Here is a 17,815-nt window from a genome sequence, read left to right on the forward strand (position 1 = left end):
CACCGCCTGCCTGATCATCGAAAAGGCCCGCAATAATGCGGGCCTTTTTTGTTGGGTCGGGCATGCGCGACATCAGGCGAAGCGATGGGCTTCGCGGGCGGCGGCCATGAGCGCGCCTGCCTTGTTCTGGCATTCCTTGTGTTCAAGTTCCGGTTTGCTGTCGACGACGATCCCGGCGCCTGCCTGAATGTGGATCTGTTCGTCCTTGATAACGGCAGTACGAAGCGCGATGCAGGTATCCATCGATCCATCGGCCGAGATATAGCCGATACAGCCGGCATAAATGCCGCGCCGGACCGATTCCAGTTCATCAATGATTTCCATGGCGCGGACTTTGGGTGCGCCCGAAACCGTCCCGGCAGGGAAACCGGCCTTGAGCGCGTCCATCGCGTCATATTTTTCGTCGATCTGACCGACGACGTTGGAGACGATATGCATGACATGGGAATAATATTCGATGGTTTCGCGGTCGGTGACGCGCACGGTACCGGGCTTCGACACACGACCAACATCGTTACGCCCGAGGTCAAGCAGCATCAGATGTTCCGAACGTTCCTTGGGATCATCAAGCAGGTCCTGGGCCATGACCTTGTCGTCTTCGGGCGTGTGACCGCGCCGACGCGTTCCAGCAATCGGGCGAATGGTGACTTCGCCGTCGCGCAGACGCACAAGGATTTCCGGGCTGGCACCGACAACCTGAAACCCGCCGATATCCAGATAGAACATGAAGGGCGACGGATTGATCCGGCGAAGGGCACGGTAAAACGCGAAAGGCGGCAGATGATAGGGCAGCGTGTAACGCTGTGACAGGACGACCTGAAAGATATCGCCCGCACGGATATATTCCTTGGCCTGATCGACCATTTTATGGAAACCGGCTTCGTCGACGCTGACCTTTGGATCAGGCAGGGTAGCGGGAACCGATTTGGACCGGCGATCCAGAAACAGGTTGCGCTGGAACTGCTGTACGACATCGTTCAGGCGCGCGCAGGCAAGATCATAGGCCGCATCGGCATCAATCCCGTTTTCGGGGCGGACCGGTGTTACCACGGTGACGGTATCAGCGATGGTATCGAAGCTTGCCGTCACCGTCGGGCGGATAAAGATGCCGTCGGGGACGCCCAGTTCATCCGGATTGCTGTCGGGCAGCTTTTCCATCAGACGGACCGTGTCATAGCCCATATAGCCGACAAGACCGGCACTCATGGGGGGCAGGTTGTCGGGCAGGGCGATGTGGCTTTCGGCGATCAGCTTTTTCAGGCTTTCAAGCGGAGCATCGGGTTCGGCTTCGAACGCGTCGGCATCGGCAAGGGCGCGACGGTTCAGTTCGGCCTTCTGGCCAAAGCACCGCCAGATCAGGTCGGGGCGCAGGCCAAGGAATGAATAGCGTCCACGAACGGCACCACCTTCGACAGATTCAAGCAGATAGGTATTGGGCATGCCTTCGGCGATCTTGAGAAACGCCGAGACCGGTGTATCAAGATCCGCCGTAAGTGAGGTCCAAAGAACCTGTGAAATGCCATTATTGTAGTTCTGCTTGAAACTGTTGAAATCCGGTTTGATTTCCATGGTCTGTCCAATTTGGGTCGATTTGGGTGGGCGATGTCGGATAGGGCGGAGTTTAACGAAAAAGGGCGGCCCGATGAAAGGCCGCCCCATTCCGGATCGGGATCAGTTTGCCGCGGTTTGCGGATAAAGACCATTGATCACGCTGTTATTGACGCTGACCGAAATCTCGTCCTGCAGATAATCGAGATACTGCGCAAGAATGTCTTCGTTCAGGGCCTGTTTCAGTTCGGTCACCACCGGGTCTGCATCGCCTTCGGCAATGGTGGCGGCCTTGATCTCGTCAAGTTTCAGAACCAGAACATTTTCACCGGACTGAATTGCCTTTGCCTTGCCTTCGTCAAGGGTGAAGAGGGCAGCTGCAACAGCCGGGCTGACACCGTCTTCAAGGCCCTGGCCGGTACGTTTGGTCAGACCGCTTTCTGTGATTTCGGCATTCTCGCTGGTTGCGAGTGATGCGATATCGGCATTCTGGTCATTGATCGATGCGGCAAGCTGATCAGCTTTTTCAAGCATCAGGCGATTGCGTTCATCGGTTTTCCATGCGGTGACAACGTCGTCACGAACTTCTTCGAACGGACGCAGCGCGGCAGGGGTTACTTCGTCAACGCGCGCGACGTAACGAACGCCGGTCGAGGTTTCTTCAAGGAAGCTGTCCTCGCCCTTGTCGAGTTCGAAAATCATGGCGTTGATTTCAGCGCTGTCGGCGATGTCGGCATCAAGGCCTTCGCCACGAACAACATCGTTCAGCTTATAGGTCTTTGCGCCAACCGCGTTTGCGGCTTCTTCAAGCGGGGTACCAGCCCCCAGTTCATCGTCCAGTCTGGCAGCAAGGTCATAGATTGCGTCTTCTGCCTTGAATTGCTTGACGCCTTCTTCGACATCGTCGCGAACCTGATCAAGGGTTTCGGTCCGTTCCGGCGTAATGGCGGTTACGCGAATGATGTGCCAGCCAAGGGCGGTTTCGACCGGTTCGGAAAACGCGCCTTCTTCAAGACCAAAGGTCGCATCGCGCAGATCGGGCAGGATATTGTCGGCGGTGAATTCGCCAAGCTTCACAATCGACGGGTCCATGCCGGCATCCTCGGTGGCGACCGTCATGAAATCGGCACCGTTCTGAAGGGCCTTGTAGGCCTCCTGTGCGCTTTCCTTTTCATTTGGAGCAAACAGGATCTGTTCGACCACGCGTTTTTCCGGTGTCTGGAATTCCGGCAGGCGATGGTTGTATGCCTCGTTGATTTCGTCGTCGGTGACATCCATGTTCGCCGCGAGATCGGCCGCCGAAAGGGTGACCAGAGTCACATTGCGGCTTTCGGGTGCGGTGAATTGCGGAGCATTTTCTTCGTGATATTTACGAAGGGCTGCGTCGTCGGGCGTTTCGATATTGTCGAACTGCGATGCATTCAGGGCAAAGAAGCTGCCGCTGCGCTGTTCGTTGCGATAGGCGGCAATCTGCTGCGCCATGATGTCTGGTGCATTGACGGCACCGGCAAGGCTTCCGACAACCTGCTGGCCCATCATGTCACCACGCACGCCTTCGATGAATTCCGGTTCGGTATATCCGCTGGAATACAGCGCCTGAAGGAAACGTTCGCGGTCAAACTGGCCGGTGGTTTCGTTCTGGAAGCCGGGAGACGCAAAAATCGTATCGCGGACTTTTTCGTTGCTGATGCCAATTCCCATTTCCTTGGCGTTTTCACGCAGGATTTTCTGGGAGACCAGATTTTGAACCGTATTGTTCAAAAGGCCCATCTGGATGGCTTGCTGACGGTCGAAATTGGGACCGAAAACGCTGCGCATATTCTGGATGCTGCGCTGGAAGGCGCGATCCAGTTCGGCGGGACTGATGTTTTGGCTGCCGATTTCAGCAACCTGGCGTGAGGTACCAAGGTTGAGCATCGACGCATTCAGGCCCCATCCGACGAAGCTGATTGCGATCACACCAAGAATGATCTTGGCGAAGATTGATTTCGAAAAAGAGCGAATGCCAGCAAGCATATGATAAGCCTAACAATTCGTGGTTTGGTGCCAATGACAATGCAGGTGACATTGCATCGGCAGCGTTTCTTTTGTGTGCCAGGATATTATAAAATCCCGTCGCAATTGCCGCGCATCTTAATGGCGAGAGGTAAGGGCGGCAACATCCGATTGCATTGACCATGCCCGAAGTTCGGTTGACAGTGTTTTCCGGGGCTTGGCCGGGCCAAAGTCGCGTGTTAAAACCCGCGTCGAGCCGTGTTTGTAACAATACGTGTCGGATCGGTTCCCACATGGTAAAGCCATACCGATCCACAACCCGTCGCAGCAAGAGGTAGATAAACATATGTCACAGCGCCGTCCCCTGATCGCCGGAAACTGGAAAATGAACTGCCTGCGTACCGACGGGCTTGCACTTGCGCGGGGACTGTCTGATCGCGCGAAAGCCAAGGGTGATCTGGCATGTGATATTCTGGTCTGTCCGCCGGCAACCCTGATTTCGGATGTTGCCGGTGTGACAAATGGCAGCGCGGTCAAGGTTGGTGGACAGGATTGCCATGTTGCCGTTTCGGGCGCGCATACCGGCGATATCGCCGCGCCTATGCTGGCCGATATCGGCGCAAGTTATGTTCTTGTCGGGCATTCAGAACGTCGTGCGGATCACGGCGAAAGTTCGACCGTGATCCGTCAGAAAACAATGGCGGCCCATGATGCTGGCCTGATTGCGGTTGTCTGTGTCGGCGAAACCGAGCAGGAGCGCGACCTTGGAGCGACACTTGCGGTGGTCAATGGCCAGATTGCGGTTTCGGTTCCCGATGATGCGACGCCGGAAAATACCGTGATTGCCTATGAGCCTGTCTGGGCAATTGGCACCGGTCGCACGGCAAGCGTTGATGAAGTTGCCGAAGTCCATGCTGCAATTCGTGCAGAGCTGACGGCACGATTTGACGATGGCGACAAGTTCAGAATTCTGTATGGTGGGTCGGTAAAGCCGTCCAATGCGGCTGAATTGCTGGCTGTACCTGATGTTGATGGTGCACTGGTTGGCGGGGCGAGCCTCAAGGTTGACGATTTTTGGCAAATTATTGAAAGTTGCGCCTAGCCAACCGTCATAAAACACGTTAAATACGCATCAAATTTTTGCCCGATCCGGCCATAATCATGTTCGGATCGGAAGTTAGGACAAGAGTTTCGAGACCATGCAAACTGTCATTCTGGTAATTCACCTTCTTCTTGCGCTTGGCATGATTGCCGTCATTCTCGTACAGCGCAGCGAGGGCGGTGGGCTTGGTATCGGCGGAAGCGGCGGTGGCGGCGGCGGTAACTTCGGCGTCATGAGCTCGCGCAGCGCAGCAAACCTTCTTACACGTACCACCGCGATTCTTGCCGGGGCATTCATGATCACAAGCCTCGCCCTGGCATTGTTGTCCAACACTCATACCCGGCCGACATCCATACTGGACCAGGCACCGGCCCCGGCAGCTGAACAACAGCCCGCCGAGGATACCGGACCGGCGGCTCCGACCCGCTAAAAAATTAACCGACGACCAGAGGCGGCAAACTTGCCGCCTCAATTTTTGATTGTTGTATTCCCCGGTTCGTGATGCACTGAGCGGCATCGAACTGCGGCGTTTTGCTTTGAGATGAGGCAAAGACATGACCCGTTATATCTTTATCACCGGTGGCGTTGTTTCCTCGCTGGGCAAGGGCCTGGCGTCTGCTGCTTTGGGTGCCTCGCTTCAGGCACGTGGTTTCACTGTTCGCCTGCGCAAGCTTGATCCGTATATCAACGTCGATCCGGGCACCATGAGCCCGTATCAGCATGGCGAATGCTATGTGACCGAAGACGGGGCCGAGACCGACCTTGATCTTGGTCACTATGAACGTTTTACCGGCGTTTCATCGCGTCGTTCCGATAACGTGACCACCGGTCGCATCTATTCCAGCGTGATTGCGCGTGAACGTCGCGGTGATTATCTGGGCGGGACCGTTCAGGTGATCCCGCACATCACGGATGCCATCAAGGAATTCGTCCAGTCCGATGCGACCGAGGATTTTGTCCTTGTCGAGATCGGCGGTACGGTTGGCGATATCGAAAGCCTGCCTTTCCTTGAAGCAATCCGCCAAATGGGCAACGAGCTTGGCGATGGCCGCACGCTGTTCATGCATCTGACACTCGTGCCGTATATTTCATCGGCGGGTGAGCTCAAGACCAAACCGACCCAGCATTCCGTCAAGGAACTGCAAAGCGTTGGTATTCAGCCTGATATCCTGTTGTGCCGTTGTGACCGTGAAATCCCGGTCAATGAGCGCCGCAAGATTGCGCGTTTCTGTAACGTCCGCGAAGCGGCCGTTATTCCGGCCTATGACGTTGACAACATCTATCAGGTGCCGATCAGCTACCACCAGTATGGTCTTGATAACGAAGTGCTTCATCACTTTGGTCTGCAGGCACAGGACCCGGATCTGCGTCCGTGGGAAGAAATCTGCAACATCATCCGTAACCCGGAAGGTGAGGTCACCATCGGGATCGTTGGCAAATACATTCAGCTGCCCGATGCTTATAAGTCGCTTACCGAAGCACTGACCCATGGCGGTATCGCCAACAAGGTCCGTGTCAAACTGGAATGGATTGCGTCTGACGCGCTTGAAAAAGAAGGCGATGTTAGCGAAATCCTGTCCAAACTGGATGCGATCCTGGTGCCGGGCGGATTTGGCGAGCGTGGCACGGAAGGCAAGATTGCCGCTGCGCGCTATGCACGGGAAAACAAGGTACCGTATTTCGGCATCTGCTTTGGCATGCAGATGGCGGTTCTTGAGGCTGCACGCAATCTTGCGGGTCTCAAGGATGCATCGTCATCGGAATTCGGTCCGACGAAAACCCCGCTTGTCGGTCTGATGACCGAATGGGCCAAAGACGGCGGTTCTGTCGAGCGTCGTTCGGATGAGGATGATCTTGGCGGCACCATGCGCCTTGGCAACTACGAGTGCAAACTGGTTGACGGTTCGCGTGCACGCGACATCTATGGCAGTGAGACCGTTCTTGAGCGCCATCGCCATCGTTATGAAGTTAACGTAAACTTCATGGGGCAGCTTGAGGAAAAAGGTCTTAAATTCTCGGGCCTGTCGCCGGATGGACGTTTGCCGGAAATCGTCGAATACCCGAATCACCCGTGGTTCATCGGGGTTCAGTTCCACCCGGAACTGCGTTCGCGTCCGCTTGATCCGCATCCGCTGTTTGTGTCCTATATCAAGGCCGCCAAAGAGCGCAGCCGTCTGGTTTGATCAAACAGCCTGAATGAAAGACTGCAAAATGACGGAAATCAAAACTGTCAAAGTCGGCAAAATCGAATTCGCCAATGACAAGCCTTTTGCCTTGCTGGCAGGGCCGTGCGCGATCGAAAGCCGTCAGCATGCACTGGAAATGTCCGCAGCCCTGAAGGAATTGTCCGAAGGGATGGGGATCGGGCTTGTTTACAAAAGCTCGTTTGACAAGGCGAACCGCACCAGCAGCACATCCAGGCGTGGGGTTGGTCTGGTCGAAGGGCTCGACATTCTGGCAGAGGTCAAGGAAAAGACCGGCCTTCCGATTGTTACCGACGTTCACCTGCCTGATCAGTGTGCTGCGGTTGCCGAGGTTGCCGACATCCTTCAGATTCCGGCATTCCTGTGCCGTCAGGCCGATCTTTTGCAGGCAGCGGGTAAAACCGGACGTGCCGTCAATGTCAAAAAGGGCCAGTTCCTGGCACCCTGGGACATGGCCAATGTTGCCAACAACATTGCATCGACCGGCAATGAAAACATCATGCTTTGTGATCGTGGGACCAGCTTTGGCTATAACACGCTGGTAACCGATTTCCGCGGACTTCCCACCATGGCCCGTCAGGGCTATCCGGTCGTATTTGATGCGACCCATTCTGTTCAGCAACCGGGTGGGCAGGGGACAACGTCGGGCGGTCAGCGCGAATTTGCGCCGGTATTGGCGCGTGCGGCTGTATCCGTCGGTGTTGCAGCCCTGTTTATCGAAACCCACGATAACCCGGATGCGGCCATCAGCGATGGCCCGAACCAGATTCCGTTAAACAAGCTTCCCGAAGTTCTGTCGGTTTTGATGGAGCTGGACAAAGTGGCAAAAGCCAATCCGGTTCGTCTGGACATGTTTAACGATTGATATGCAAATGCCGCCATCAGAGATGATGGCGGCATTTCTTTTATGCTGTAACCAAAGTACCCCGCAGGGGTGCAGATAATCTCAGTGAGGAGAATGTTTCCGTCATGACCGCTATTATTGATATCCGCGGCCGCGAAATCCTCGATAGCCGTGGCAACCCGACTGTCGAAGTTGATGTAACCCTGGAAAGTGGCGCCTTTGGTCGTGCAGCCGTTCCGTCGGGTGCATCCACCGGTGCGCATGAAGCCGTCGAGCTGCGTGACAAGGAAGATCGTTATCTTGGCAAGGGCGTGACCAAAGCGGTTGCCGCCGTCAATGGCGAGATTTTCGAAGCCCTGGCCGGTATGGACGCCGAAGACCAGGTCGAAGTCGACAGTGTCATGATCGATCTTGATGGGACGCCGAACAAGGGCCGCCTTGGCGCGAATGCCATTCTTGGTGTGTCGCTGGCGGTTGCAAAGGCGGCTGCAGAAGAAGCGGGCCTTCCGCTTTATCGTTATGTTGGTGGTGCTTTTGCCCGCACCCTGCCGGTGCCGATGATGAACATCATCAATGGCGGCGAGCATGCCGACAACGCGATTGACGTTCAGGAATTCATGGTGATGCCGGTTTCGGCAGAAACCGGTTCGGATGCGATCCGCATGGGTGCGGAAATCTTCCATAACCTGAAAAAGGCCCTGTCGGCCGATGGTCTGAGCACGTCTGTTGGTGATGAAGGTGGTTTTGCCCCGAATATCGGGTCGAGCGAAGAAGCCATCAGCTACATCATGAAATCGATCGAAGCAGCCGGTTATCGCCCGGAAGAAGACGTTGTTCTCGCCCTTGATGCGGCATCGACCGAATTCTACAAAGGTGGCAAATACGTTCTGGCTGGCGAAAACAAGACCCTTGATGCCGACGGCATGGTTAAATACTGGGCCGATCTGGTCAGCAAGTATCCGATCTTCTCGATCGAAGACGGCATGTCTGAAGATGACTGGGATGGCTGGGCGGCCTTGACGTCGGAAATCGGCAACAAGGTCCAGCTGGTTGGCGACGATCTGTTCGTGACCAATCCGAAACGTCTTGCCGATGGCATCAAGAAGGGCGTTGGCAACTCCATCCTTGTGAAGGTCAATCAGATCGGTTCGCTGACCGAAACGCTTGAAGCCGTCGAAATGGCGCACCGTGCCGGCTATACTGCCGTCATGTCGCACCGTTCGGGCGAGACCGAAGATTCAACCATTGCCGATCTGGCGGTTGCAACCAATTGCGGCCAGATCAAAACCGGTTCGCTGTCACGTTCTGATCGTCTGGCGAAATACAACCAGTTGATCCGCATCGAAGAGATGCTGGGAACCGGCGCCTATTATCCGGGCCGCTCCATCCTGAAATAAGGGTTGAAAGCCGGGTTGATGCTGAAAGCCGTCCTGCAATGTCAGGGCGGCTTTTTGTTGTTCAGGATCAGCTAATTGAACGTAGTGGCAGCATAATAGCGCCGCTGTTTTAAGCTTATTTTTACCCTGTTGTGATTAGCTTTAAGCGTAATTTTGCGGGGATTTTATTGCGGCGATATTTATGCCTTTGTGATCAAAGGGAAATAACGCACGCAGTTTTTCCATTCCGGGTTCGGAATGGTGGGTTTCCTGTTGATTCTTTTCTCGCACGCACGGGGCAGGGGTAAATGTCGTCAACATCGCCGGTTATTCGCCGACTTGGTCAGGCAATTGCACCGGTTATTGCATTTACCATCATGGTCTATTTCATCTTCCACAGTGTGGAAGGGAACCGTGGATTGCTGGCTTACTGGTCGATGCAGGACCGCGTTGCCGAGATTGCCAAAGTCCGCGATGAAATCACGGAAAAACGAAAGCATCTGGAGCAGCGCGTAATTGCGATGCGGCCCAAGCATCTTGATCCGGATCTTCTGGATGAACGGGCACGTGCGATGCTGAATGCGGCCCATCCGGATGATCTGATTATCTTCCATCACAATGGTTATCCTGCGGACGATACCATCGCTGCCAGCCAGTAAGCGGTAACAGGGCAGGCAGTTTAGAATCCGGTTTCATTTTTGCAGACAAAGCAGTCGGCGCTAAATGTCATGGCGTCGGCTTTTGGCTTTGTCATTGCCCGTATTCGCGTCGAAATTGTTTCTGGCAAAATTTTCTGTTCCCGTTATGACGTTGTTTCAACTGCCTTTTGGTTCAGTATTGCCTTTTGGTGGCTTGAGATAAAACAGATGCAACCCTCTGTGTCTTCTGGCGGTTGCGAAATAAACGTGTCGGATCTGTGATATTCTTTTCAGGAAAGCATAGCATTTGTGACCTGCTGGAATGAACGGGGATGAAGCCGGTTCCTCAAGTCACTGGAAATGCTGAAATTATGTATATCTGCCAAAAATCATGAATTAACCAATATCAGGTTTATTTGTGATTGTGCGTTGCAAAACAACAGTTTAATGGTGGTTAGATTGCTTGCCTCTGCACGTGGTTTTAGGTAGTCATTTCGGTGGTCCAGTACCGAATTAAGCACTCATACATGATGCTTAAGCGATAGCCATCCACCGGGAGGAAACATGGCGACCACACCAAAACGCAAACGCGGCACGACGCGCGCCGACAATCAGGCGAGCAGTGACGATCTCCTCAAATATTACCGTGAAATGCTGCTGATCCGTCGCTTTGAAGAAAAAGCCGGTCAGCTTTATGGCATGGGTCTTATCGGTGGCTTCTGCCATCTTTATATCGGGCAGGAAGCTGTCGTTGTCGGCATGCAGGCTGCTGTAACCGGTGATGATGGTGTTATCACCAGTTACCGTGACCACGGCCACATGCTGGCATGTGGCATGGACCCGGCGGGTGTCATGGCAGAGCTGACCGGCCGTGAAGGCGGTTATTCCCGCGGCAAGGGCGGCTCGATGCACATGTTCTCCAAGGAAAAGAATTTCTATGGCGGCCACGGCATCGTTGGTGGTCAGGTGCCGCTTGGTACCGGCATTGCCTTTAACTACAAATATCGCGGCCAGGATCGCGTTTGCCTGACCTATCTTGGTGACGGTGCCGTCAACCAGGGGCAGGTCTATGAGTCATTCAACATGGCAGCACTCTGGAAGCTTCCGGTGGTCTATTGCATCGAGAACAACCAGTACGCCATGGGCACCTCGGCACAGCGTCACTCGGCCAGCCCCGATCTGTACCAGCGCGGTGCGGCTTATGGCATTCCGGGTGAACAGGTTGACGGTATGGATGTTCTTGCGGTCAAGGAAGCCGGCGAACGCGCCGTGGCGCATTGCCGCGAAGGCAAGGGGCCTTATATCCTTGAGCTCAAGACATATCGCTATCGCGGTCATTCCATGTCTGACCCGGCGAAATATCGTACCAAGGACGAGCTCGACAAAATGCGCAAAGAGCACGATCCGATCGATATGGTCAAAAAGCTGCTGATCGATGGCAATATCATCGACGAGGCAGGTCTTAAGGACATCGATAAAGACGTGAAAGCGGAAGTCGCCAAAGCGGCTGAGTTCGCGCAAAACAGCCCGGAACCGGATGTTTCCGAGCTGTTCACAGATATTCTGATCGACGCGTGATCGCGAAATCCGCGAACCGCTTTTGACCGATATTTCCCGGGAGAGAGGGAACAATGCCGATTGAAGTTTTGATGCCGGCCCTGTCGCCGACCATGACAGAAGGCACTCTTGCCAAATGGACCGTCAAGGAAGGCGATACTGTCGCGTCCGGTGACGTGATTGCAGAAATTGAAACCGACAAGGCCACGATGGAAGTCGAGGCCGTTGACGAGGGAACCATTGGCAAGATCGTGGTCGCCGAAGGAACCGAGAACGTCGCGGTGAATGCTGTCATCGCCTATATCCTCGAAGAAGACGAGGATGCTTCTGCCCTTGATAATGTTTCGGCGTCTTCTGCGCCGAAAGCCGAAGCCGCACCGGCCGAAGCCAGGGAAGAAGAAAAGGCACCGGCCAGCAGCGCAAGTGCTGCACCGGTTGCTGCCAGCGGTGCTATTGAGCGGGCCGAACAGGACCCGCGCGCCATGAGCGTTATGAACGCGACGCAGGACGAGAAAACTTATACCTCGTTCAAGACGCAGACCGTTCGTGAAGCCCTGCGTGATGCGATGGCCGAAGAAATGCGCACGGATGAAAACGTCTATGTCATGGGCGAAGAAGTCGCGCAGTATCAGGGGGCTTATAAAGTCACCCAGGGTCTGCTTGACGAATTCGGTGACAGACGCGTCGTCGATACCCCGATCACCGAATACGGTTTCACGGGGATGGCAACGGGTGCGGCATTCATGGGCCTGAAGCCGGTTGTCGAATTCATGACTTTCAATTTCGCCATGCAGGCGATTGACCACATCATCAACTCGGCGGCCAAGACGCTTTACATGTCTGGCGGCCAGCTTGGTTGCCCGATCGTCTTCCGTGGCCCGAACGGTGCGGCAGCACGCGTTGGTGCGCAGCACTCGCAGTGCTATGCATCCTGGTATGCACATTGCCCGGGTCTTAAAGTGATCGCACCGTGGTCGGCTGCCGATGCGAAGGGCCTGCTTAAGGCCGCCATCCGCGACCCGAACCCGGTTGTCTTCCTTGAAAACGAAATTCTTTACGGGCAGAGCTTCGAAGTGCCTGATGATGATGATTTCGTTCTGCCGATCGGCCAGGCAAAGATCGAACGCGAAGGTACCGATGTGACCATCGTTGCCTTCTCGATCATGGTGGGCAAGGCACTGAAAGCGGCCGAGCAACTGGCAGAACAGGGCATTTCGGCCGAGGTGATCAACCTGCGAACCATTCGTCCGCTGGATGTGAACACCATCGTTCGTTCGGTCATGAAAACCAACCGTATCGTCACCTGTGAAGAAGGCTGGCACTTTGCCGGTATCGGTGCCGAGATCGCATCGGTCATCATGGAACATGCGTTTGATTATCTGGACGCGCCGGTTGTGCGCGTTACCGGTGAAGATGTTCCGATGCCATATGCTGCCAACCTCGAAGTGCTTGCACTTCCGCAGGAGCAACACATCGTCGATGCGGCCAAGGCCGTTTGCTATCGCTAAGTAAAACGGACAGGGGCAGGGCGCGGCAAACCCGCGCCGCCCCGTTACCGGGAGATTGCGTTCATGCCTGTTAAAATATTGATGCCGGCGCTGTCGCCGACCATGACCGAAGGCACCTTGGCGAAATGGCTTGTCAAGGAAGGCGACACCGTTGAATCGGGTGACGTCATTGCCGAAATCGAAACCGATAAAGCCACGATGGAAGTTGAAGCCGTCGACGAAGGCAAAATCGGCAAAATCCTTGTTTCCGAAGGCAGCGAAGGCGTTGCCGTGAACGAGGTCATCGCCCTTCTTCTTGAAGAAGGCGAAGATGCAAGTGCGCTTGACGGTGCGGACACGTCTGCGGCGTCTACTGGCGGTGCTGCACCGGCCGCAGAAGCGCCGAAACAGGAAGAAGAGTCGAAATCAGATGCCGCCCCGGCCAAAGGTCAGGCACCTGCCGCACCGGTTTCCGGTGGGGATCGTGTCAAGGCAAGCCCGCTTGCGCGTCGTATTGCGGCGAACGAAGGCGTTGATCTTGGCAAGGTAGAAGGCTCCGGCCCGCGCGGTCGCGTTGTCAAACGCGATGTCGAGGCTGCGATGTCGTCCAAACCGGCGGATAAAGCTGCTGCTTCGGCGCCCGCTGCCGACAAACCGGCAGCAGCCCCGCAGGCACCGGCGGCGTCTGGCTGGAACCCGGATCTGACCGGCCTTCCGGAATACGAAGAAATCCCGAACAGCTCGATGCGCAAGGTTATTGCCCGTCGCCTGACCCAGTCCAAACAGCAGGTTCCGCATTTCTACCTGACGGTCGATTGCGAACTCGACAATCTGCTCGCGACCCGCAAACAGCTTAACGAGAAAGCCGGCGAGGGCGTTAAGGTATCGGTCAACGATTTCGTTATTCGTGCCGCATCCATCGCGCTCAAGCGTGTTCCGGCGGCCAATGCGGTCTGGACCGACGCAGCCATCCTGCAGTGCAAGCAGCAGGACATTTCGGTTGCTGTTGCCATCGATGGCGGCCTGATCACCCCGGTTATCCGCAATGCGGGTGGTAAGGGGCTTGCCGAAATCTCGACCGAGATGAAGGCGCTGGCTGGCAAGGCACGCGAAGGCAAGCTGAAACCGGAAGAATTCCAGGGCGGGACATTCTCTGTCTCCAACCTTGGCATGTTCGGTATCAAGGAATTCTCCGCCATCATCAACCCGCCGCAGGGCTGCATTCTGGCCGTTGGTGCCGGTGAACAGCGCGCGGTCGTCAAGGACGGCGCACTGGCAATCGCCACCGTCATGAGCTGCACGCTTTCGGTCGACCACCGTGTGGTCGATGGTGCGGTCGGTGCTGAATTCATGGCTGAATTCAAAAAGCTGATCGAAGATCCGCTGAGCATGTTGCTCTGAGGTTCGGAAATTGCGCGGGGACTTTAAACAGTCCCCGCAAGCATTTGAATTTCAAGACCTGTAACCGGTAACGGGCAGGCGAAGGAGATCTTACGATGGCGGATAACAATTTTGACGTAATCGTTATTGGCGCGGGTCCCGGTGGCTATGTCACGGCCATTCGTGCCGCACAGCTTGGCCTGAAAACCGCAGTTGTCGAACGCGAACATCTCGGCGGTATCTGTCTGAACTGGGGTTGCATCCCGACCAAGGCGCTGCTGCGTTCGGCAGAAGTCTATCGCAACATGCAGCATGCCAAGTCATTCGGTCTGTCATGCGAAAAGCCTTCCTTTGATATTGATGCGGTCATTCAGCGTTCGCGTGGTGTTTCAAAGCAGCTTTCGGGCGGTGTTGGCCATCTTCTGAAGAAGAACAAGGTCACCGTGATCAACGGCGAAGCCAAATTCGACGGTCCGAAAAAGATCAATGTCGAAGGCAAGGATGCCGGTACCTATACCGCAAAGAATTATATCATTGCGACCGGTGCGCGGGCGCGGTCCCTGCCGGGCCTTGAGGCCGATGGCAAGGTGGTCTGGGACTACAAAAAGGCGATGACGCCCGACAAGATGCCCAAAAGCCTTGTGGTTGTCGGTTCGGGTGCGATTGGTATCGAATTTGCCAGCTTCTATCACACCATGGGTGCGGATGTGACGGTGGTCGAGATCATGTCGCAGATCATGCCGGTCGAAGACAAGGAAGTTGCCGCACTTGCGCAGAAGATGATGACCAAGGACGGGATGAAAATCCTGACCGAAGCCAAGGTCGCAAACCTTAAACGCAATGCGGACAATGTTGTCGTCACGATTGAAACCAAAGACGGCAAGAAACAGGAATTGACCGTTGATCGCGTGATTTCCGCGGTTGGCGTGATCGGCAATACCGAAAATCTTGGCCTTGAAACGACCAAGGTGAAGGTTGATCGTAATGTGATCGGCACGGATGAATATTCAGCAACCGCAGAGCCGGGTATCTATGCCATTGGTGACGTTGCTGGCCCGCCGATGCTGGCGCACAAGGCAGAACATGAAGGTGTGATCTGCGTTGAAAAGATTGCCGGTGTCAAAGGCGTTCATCCGCTTGATCCGCGCAAGATCCCGGGTTGCACCTATTGCCATCCGCAGGTGGCAAGTGTCGGCCTGACCGAAGCCAAGGCCAAGGAAGCAGGTTACGACGTCAAGGTCGGTAAATTCCCGTTCATCGGCAATGGCAAGGCGGTTGCACTGGGCGAGGCCGAAGGTCTGGTCAAAACCGTGTTTGATGCCAAGACCGGTGAATTGCTTGGTGCGCACATGGTTGGTGCGGAAGTGACCGAGCTTATTCAGGGCTTTGTCGTGGCGATGGGTCTTGAAACGACGGAAGAAGACCTGATGCATACGGTCTTCCCGCATCCGACCCTGTCGGAAATGATGCATGAGTCGGTCCTTGACGCCTATGGGCGTGCGATCCACTTCTAGAATATTGCGTCGTACCGGGTGAACATGCCCGGTATGACCGTTTTGGACGATTGTCGGTTTGACAAATGCGTGACGTGGCGGCACATTGCCGCCCGTCCAATCCTTCGGAGGTAACTCTATGTCGACGGCGCGCAACGAAGCCCAAGCACTTCGTCACCCGGAAAAGCAGAAACGCCCGGATCGTCCATCCGGACGCAAGCCGGAATGGATTCGCGTCAAGGCGCCAACCTCGAAGGGGTATCAGGAAACGCGTGAACTTGCGCGTGGCCTTAATCTGCATACCGTTTGCGAAGAGGCAGCCTGCCCGAATATCGGCGAATGCTGGCAGAAGAAGCATGCATCCTTCATGATTATGGGGGATACCTGCACGCGTGCCTGTTCGTTCTGCAACGTCAAGACCGGGATGCCCGGTGCTCTTGACCCGTTCGAGCCGGAAAACCTTGCGATGGCGGTTGCCGACATGGCGCTTAAGCATGTCGTGATCACCTCGGTTGACCGTGACGATCTTGCCGATGGCGGGGCAGCGCATTTTGCCCGCGTGATCGAAGCGATCCGTCATAAATCGCCGGAAACCACCATTGAAATTCTGACGCCGGACTTCCGTGATAAACCCGGTGCGGTCGAAATTGTTGCCCGTGCACGGCCGGACGTTTTCAACCATAACCTTGAAACCGTTCCCAGGCTTTATACCTCGATCCGTCCGGGCGCGCGTTATTACCAGTCGCTGCGTATTCTCGATCGCGTCAAACAGATTGATCCGACGATCTTTACGAAATCCGGCCTGATGGTTGGTTTTGGTGAGGAACGCCATGAACTGGCTCAGGTCATGGATGATCTGCGTGTTGCCGATGTCGATTTCCTGACGATTGGGCAGTATTTGCAGCCAACCCTTAAGCACGAGCCGGTCAACCGCTTTGTGACCCCGGACGAGTTCAAGGATTATGCATCCATGGCACGCGGCAAAGGGTTCCTGATGGTGTCGGCAACCCCGTTGACACGTTCCAGCTATCACGCGGACCGCGACTTTGAAGAGTTGCGCAAGGCACGCGAAAGAAAGCTTGCTGCGGCGGATGAAGCCAAAGCCAGAATGCAGGCAAACGCTGCGGCACAATAAGTGCGCCACATTTCAGACGATACACGCGACGACAAAGGAGATCAGGGTGCCGACGCATGCGGAGCGCAGGAAACTGCCCTATACGCCGGAACAGCTGTTTGACCTCGTCGCGGATATCGATTCCTATTCGGAATTCCTGCCATGGTGTGTGGCATCGCGTGTACGCAAGCGTAACGGGGATGTTTTGCATGCCGATCTGGTGATCGGTTTCAAAATGTTTCGCGAGAAATACACATCAAAAGTCACCCTGCAGCGCCCGGATCGGGTCGACGTCGAGTATCTCCAAGGACCGTTCAAGTACCTTAACAATCACTGGGTGTTTGAACCGGCAGAGGATGGTGGCACTTGGCTCGACTTCTTTGTCGATTTCGAATTCCGTTCTGCCCTGTTGCAGAAGATGATCGGGGTTGTGTTCAACGAGGCCGTCAAACTGATGGTTGGTGCATTTGAAACCCGCGCCCATCAGGTTTATGGCGAGCCGAACAGCTCGACACCGTCCGGTTCGTAATTTCATGGTCACGTGTCGGGAATTGACTTTCCGGTACGGACCTATTTCGATTTGCCAGCCATTTCGGAAAGCATGTCATAGGCTTCGAGGATCGTTGCCTTGCGAACCACATGCCGATCGCCATCATAAATCCGGCGACGATGCAGGGCAGGGCGATCGTTCCCCGCACAGGCAAGATGGACAAGTCCGACAGGTTTTTCTTCCGATCCACCGCCCGGCCCGGCGATGCCGGTCACAGCAATCGCCATGGTCGCCAATGGTGCGCGGGCCAGAGCACCTTCGGCCATTGCGATGGCTACCGGTTCCGATACTGCGCCATGCTTGTCCAGAAGTTCCTGCGCAACGCCAATCAGACCGTTCTTGGCTTCGTTCGAATAGGTCACAAAGCCGCAATCAACCACTGACGAACTTCCATCAACCGCGGTTAAACCACCGGCAATCAAACCACCAGTGCAGGATTCTGCGGTTGCGATCATTTCGCCTTTTGCCCTGCAAAGGGTAATCAGCTTTGCCGCGTCAGCAAGTATGTCCGGTTCGATTTGCATGAG

Annotated in this window: 15 protein-coding genes; 12 read left to right on the forward strand and 3 right to left on the reverse strand. The window is 55.3% G+C overall.

The features are described from left to right. Nucleotides 1-72: 72 nt before the first annotated feature. Together trpE and AUP42_RS02650 are read right to left on the reverse strand one after the other, a co-directional pair. Nucleotides 73-1,569 carry an anthranilate synthase component I gene (gene trpE, locus AUP42_RS02645; RefSeq protein ID WP_062948645.1) on the reverse strand — a complete coding sequence of 499 codons (1,497 nt, stop codon included), beginning with the start codon at nucleotides 1,567-1,569 and terminating at the stop codon, nucleotides 73-75. Between the two features lie 102 nt (nucleotides 1,570-1,671). Further along, the gene (locus AUP42_RS02650) at nucleotides 1,672-3,564 is read right to left on the reverse strand and encodes a SurA N-terminal domain-containing protein (protein WP_062948647.1); all 1,893 of its coding nucleotides are present in this window, start codon (nucleotides 3,562-3,564) and stop codon (nucleotides 1,672-1,674) included. 325 nt (nucleotides 3,565-3,889) lie between these two features. On the opposite strand from AUP42_RS02650, the gene tpiA reads away from it, so the two are divergent. The 12 genes from tpiA to AUP42_RS02715 all read left to right on the forward strand — a co-directional run bounded on the left by tpiA (nucleotide 3,890) and on the right by AUP42_RS02715 (nucleotide 17,267). Continuing rightward, a complete protein-coding gene (gene tpiA, locus AUP42_RS02655) occupies nucleotides 3,890-4,645 on the forward strand; it encodes a triose-phosphate isomerase (protein WP_062948649.1) in 756 nt (251 codons plus the stop codon). Between the two features lie 97 nt (nucleotides 4,646-4,742). Continuing rightward, on the forward strand, nucleotides 4,743-5,075 hold the full coding sequence (secG, locus tag AUP42_RS02660; RefSeq protein WP_062948651.1) for a preprotein translocase subunit SecG: 333 nt from the start codon (nucleotides 4,743-4,745) through the stop codon (nucleotides 5,073-5,075). A gap of 124 nt (nucleotides 5,076-5,199) precedes the next feature. After that, complete coding sequence (locus AUP42_RS02665; protein WP_062948653.1) at nucleotides 5,200-6,828, forward strand: CTP synthase; 1,629 nt, start codon at nucleotides 5,200-5,202, stop codon at nucleotides 6,826-6,828. Nucleotides 6,829-6,856: 28 nt separating this feature from the next. After that, a complete protein-coding gene (kdsA, locus tag AUP42_RS02670; RefSeq protein WP_062949341.1) occupies nucleotides 6,857-7,714 on the forward strand; it encodes a 3-deoxy-8-phosphooctulonate synthase in 858 nt (285 codons plus the stop codon). Nucleotides 7,715-7,818: 104 nt separating this feature from the next. Beyond that, nucleotides 7,819-9,090, forward strand: a complete 1,272-nt coding sequence (gene eno, locus AUP42_RS02675) for a phosphopyruvate hydratase (RefSeq protein WP_062948655.1) — start codon at nucleotides 7,819-7,821, stop codon at nucleotides 9,088-9,090. Between the two features lie 287 nt (nucleotides 9,091-9,377). Beyond that, on the forward strand, nucleotides 9,378-9,728 hold the full coding sequence (locus tag AUP42_RS02680) for an FtsB family cell division protein (RefSeq protein ID WP_231858133.1): 351 nt from the start codon (nucleotides 9,378-9,380) through the stop codon (nucleotides 9,726-9,728). Nucleotides 9,729-10,271: 543 nt separating this feature from the next. Then, complete coding sequence (pdhA, locus tag AUP42_RS02690; protein ID WP_062948658.1) at nucleotides 10,272-11,285, forward strand: pyruvate dehydrogenase (acetyl-transferring) E1 component subunit alpha; 1,014 nt, start codon at nucleotides 10,272-10,274, stop codon at nucleotides 11,283-11,285. Nucleotides 11,286-11,338: 53 nt separating this feature from the next. Next, nucleotides 11,339-12,772, forward strand: a complete 1,434-nt coding sequence (locus tag AUP42_RS02695; RefSeq protein WP_062948660.1) for a pyruvate dehydrogenase complex E1 component subunit beta — start codon at nucleotides 11,339-11,341, stop codon at nucleotides 12,770-12,772. Nucleotides 12,773-12,835: 63 nt separating this feature from the next. Beyond that, a complete protein-coding gene (locus tag AUP42_RS02700; RefSeq protein ID WP_062948662.1) occupies nucleotides 12,836-14,152 on the forward strand; it encodes a pyruvate dehydrogenase complex dihydrolipoamide acetyltransferase in 1,317 nt (438 codons plus the stop codon). Between the two features lie 95 nt (nucleotides 14,153-14,247). Continuing rightward, the gene (gene lpdA / locus AUP42_RS02705; protein ID WP_062948664.1) at nucleotides 14,248-15,645 is read left to right on the forward strand and encodes a dihydrolipoyl dehydrogenase; all 1,398 of its coding nucleotides are present in this window, start codon (nucleotides 14,248-14,250) and stop codon (nucleotides 15,643-15,645) included. Between the two features lie 118 nt (nucleotides 15,646-15,763). Then, nucleotides 15,764-16,759 (forward strand): lipoyl synthase, encoded by a 996-nt coding sequence (lipA, locus tag AUP42_RS02710; RefSeq protein ID WP_062948666.1) that lies wholly within the window; start codon nucleotides 15,764-15,766, stop codon nucleotides 16,757-16,759. A gap of 46 nt (nucleotides 16,760-16,805) precedes the next feature. Beyond that, complete coding sequence (locus tag AUP42_RS02715; protein WP_062948668.1) at nucleotides 16,806-17,267, forward strand: type II toxin-antitoxin system RatA family toxin; 462 nt, start codon at nucleotides 16,806-16,808, stop codon at nucleotides 17,265-17,267. A 41-nt stretch (nucleotides 17,268-17,308) separates the two neighbouring features. Here AUP42_RS02715 and AUP42_RS02720 read toward each other — a convergent pair whose 3' ends face one another. Next, nucleotides 17,309-17,812, reverse strand: coding sequence for a CinA family protein (locus AUP42_RS02720; protein WP_062948670.1), 504 nt, complete (start codon nucleotides 17,810-17,812; stop codon nucleotides 17,309-17,311). Nucleotides 17,813-17,815 lie beyond the last annotated feature (3 nt).

The organism is Thalassospira lucentensis (assembly GCF_001613805.1).
In the GTDB taxonomy this organism is placed as follows: Bacteria; Pseudomonadota; Alphaproteobacteria; order Rhodospirillales; family Thalassospiraceae; genus Thalassospira; species Thalassospira lucentensis_A.

Coding starts and splice junctions, on each gene's coding strand:
- trpE (WP_062948645.1), bottom strand. CDS start 1,569: ATGGAAATCAAACCGGATTTCAACAGTTTCAAGCAGAACTACAATAAT.
- AUP42_RS02650 (WP_062948647.1), bottom strand. CDS start 3,564: ATGCTTGCTGGCATTCGCTCTTTTTCGAAATCAATCTTCGCCAAGATC.
- tpiA (WP_062948649.1), top strand. CDS start 3,890: ATGTCACAGCGCCGTCCCCTGATCGCCGGAAACTGGAAAATGAACTGC.
- secG (WP_062948651.1), top strand. CDS start 4,743: ATGCAAACTGTCATTCTGGTAATTCACCTTCTTCTTGCGCTTGGCATG.
- AUP42_RS02665 (WP_062948653.1), top strand. CDS start 5,200: ATGACCCGTTATATCTTTATCACCGGTGGCGTTGTTTCCTCGCTGGGC.
- kdsA (WP_062949341.1), top strand. CDS start 6,857: ATGACGGAAATCAAAACTGTCAAAGTCGGCAAAATCGAATTCGCCAAT.
- eno (WP_062948655.1), top strand. CDS start 7,819: ATGACCGCTATTATTGATATCCGCGGCCGCGAAATCCTCGATAGCCGT.
- AUP42_RS02680 (WP_231858133.1), top strand. CDS start 9,378: ATGTCGTCAACATCGCCGGTTATTCGCCGACTTGGTCAGGCAATTGCA.
- pdhA (WP_062948658.1), top strand. CDS start 10,272: ATGGCGACCACACCAAAACGCAAACGCGGCACGACGCGCGCCGACAAT.
- AUP42_RS02695 (WP_062948660.1), top strand. CDS start 11,339: ATGCCGATTGAAGTTTTGATGCCGGCCCTGTCGCCGACCATGACAGAA.
- AUP42_RS02700 (WP_062948662.1), top strand. CDS start 12,836: ATGCCTGTTAAAATATTGATGCCGGCGCTGTCGCCGACCATGACCGAA.
- lpdA (WP_062948664.1), top strand. CDS start 14,248: ATGGCGGATAACAATTTTGACGTAATCGTTATTGGCGCGGGTCCCGGT.
- lipA (WP_062948666.1), top strand. CDS start 15,764: ATGTCGACGGCGCGCAACGAAGCCCAAGCACTTCGTCACCCGGAAAAG.
- AUP42_RS02720 (WP_062948670.1), bottom strand. CDS start 17,812: ATGCAAATCGAACCGGACATACTTGCTGACGCGGCAAAGCTGATTACC.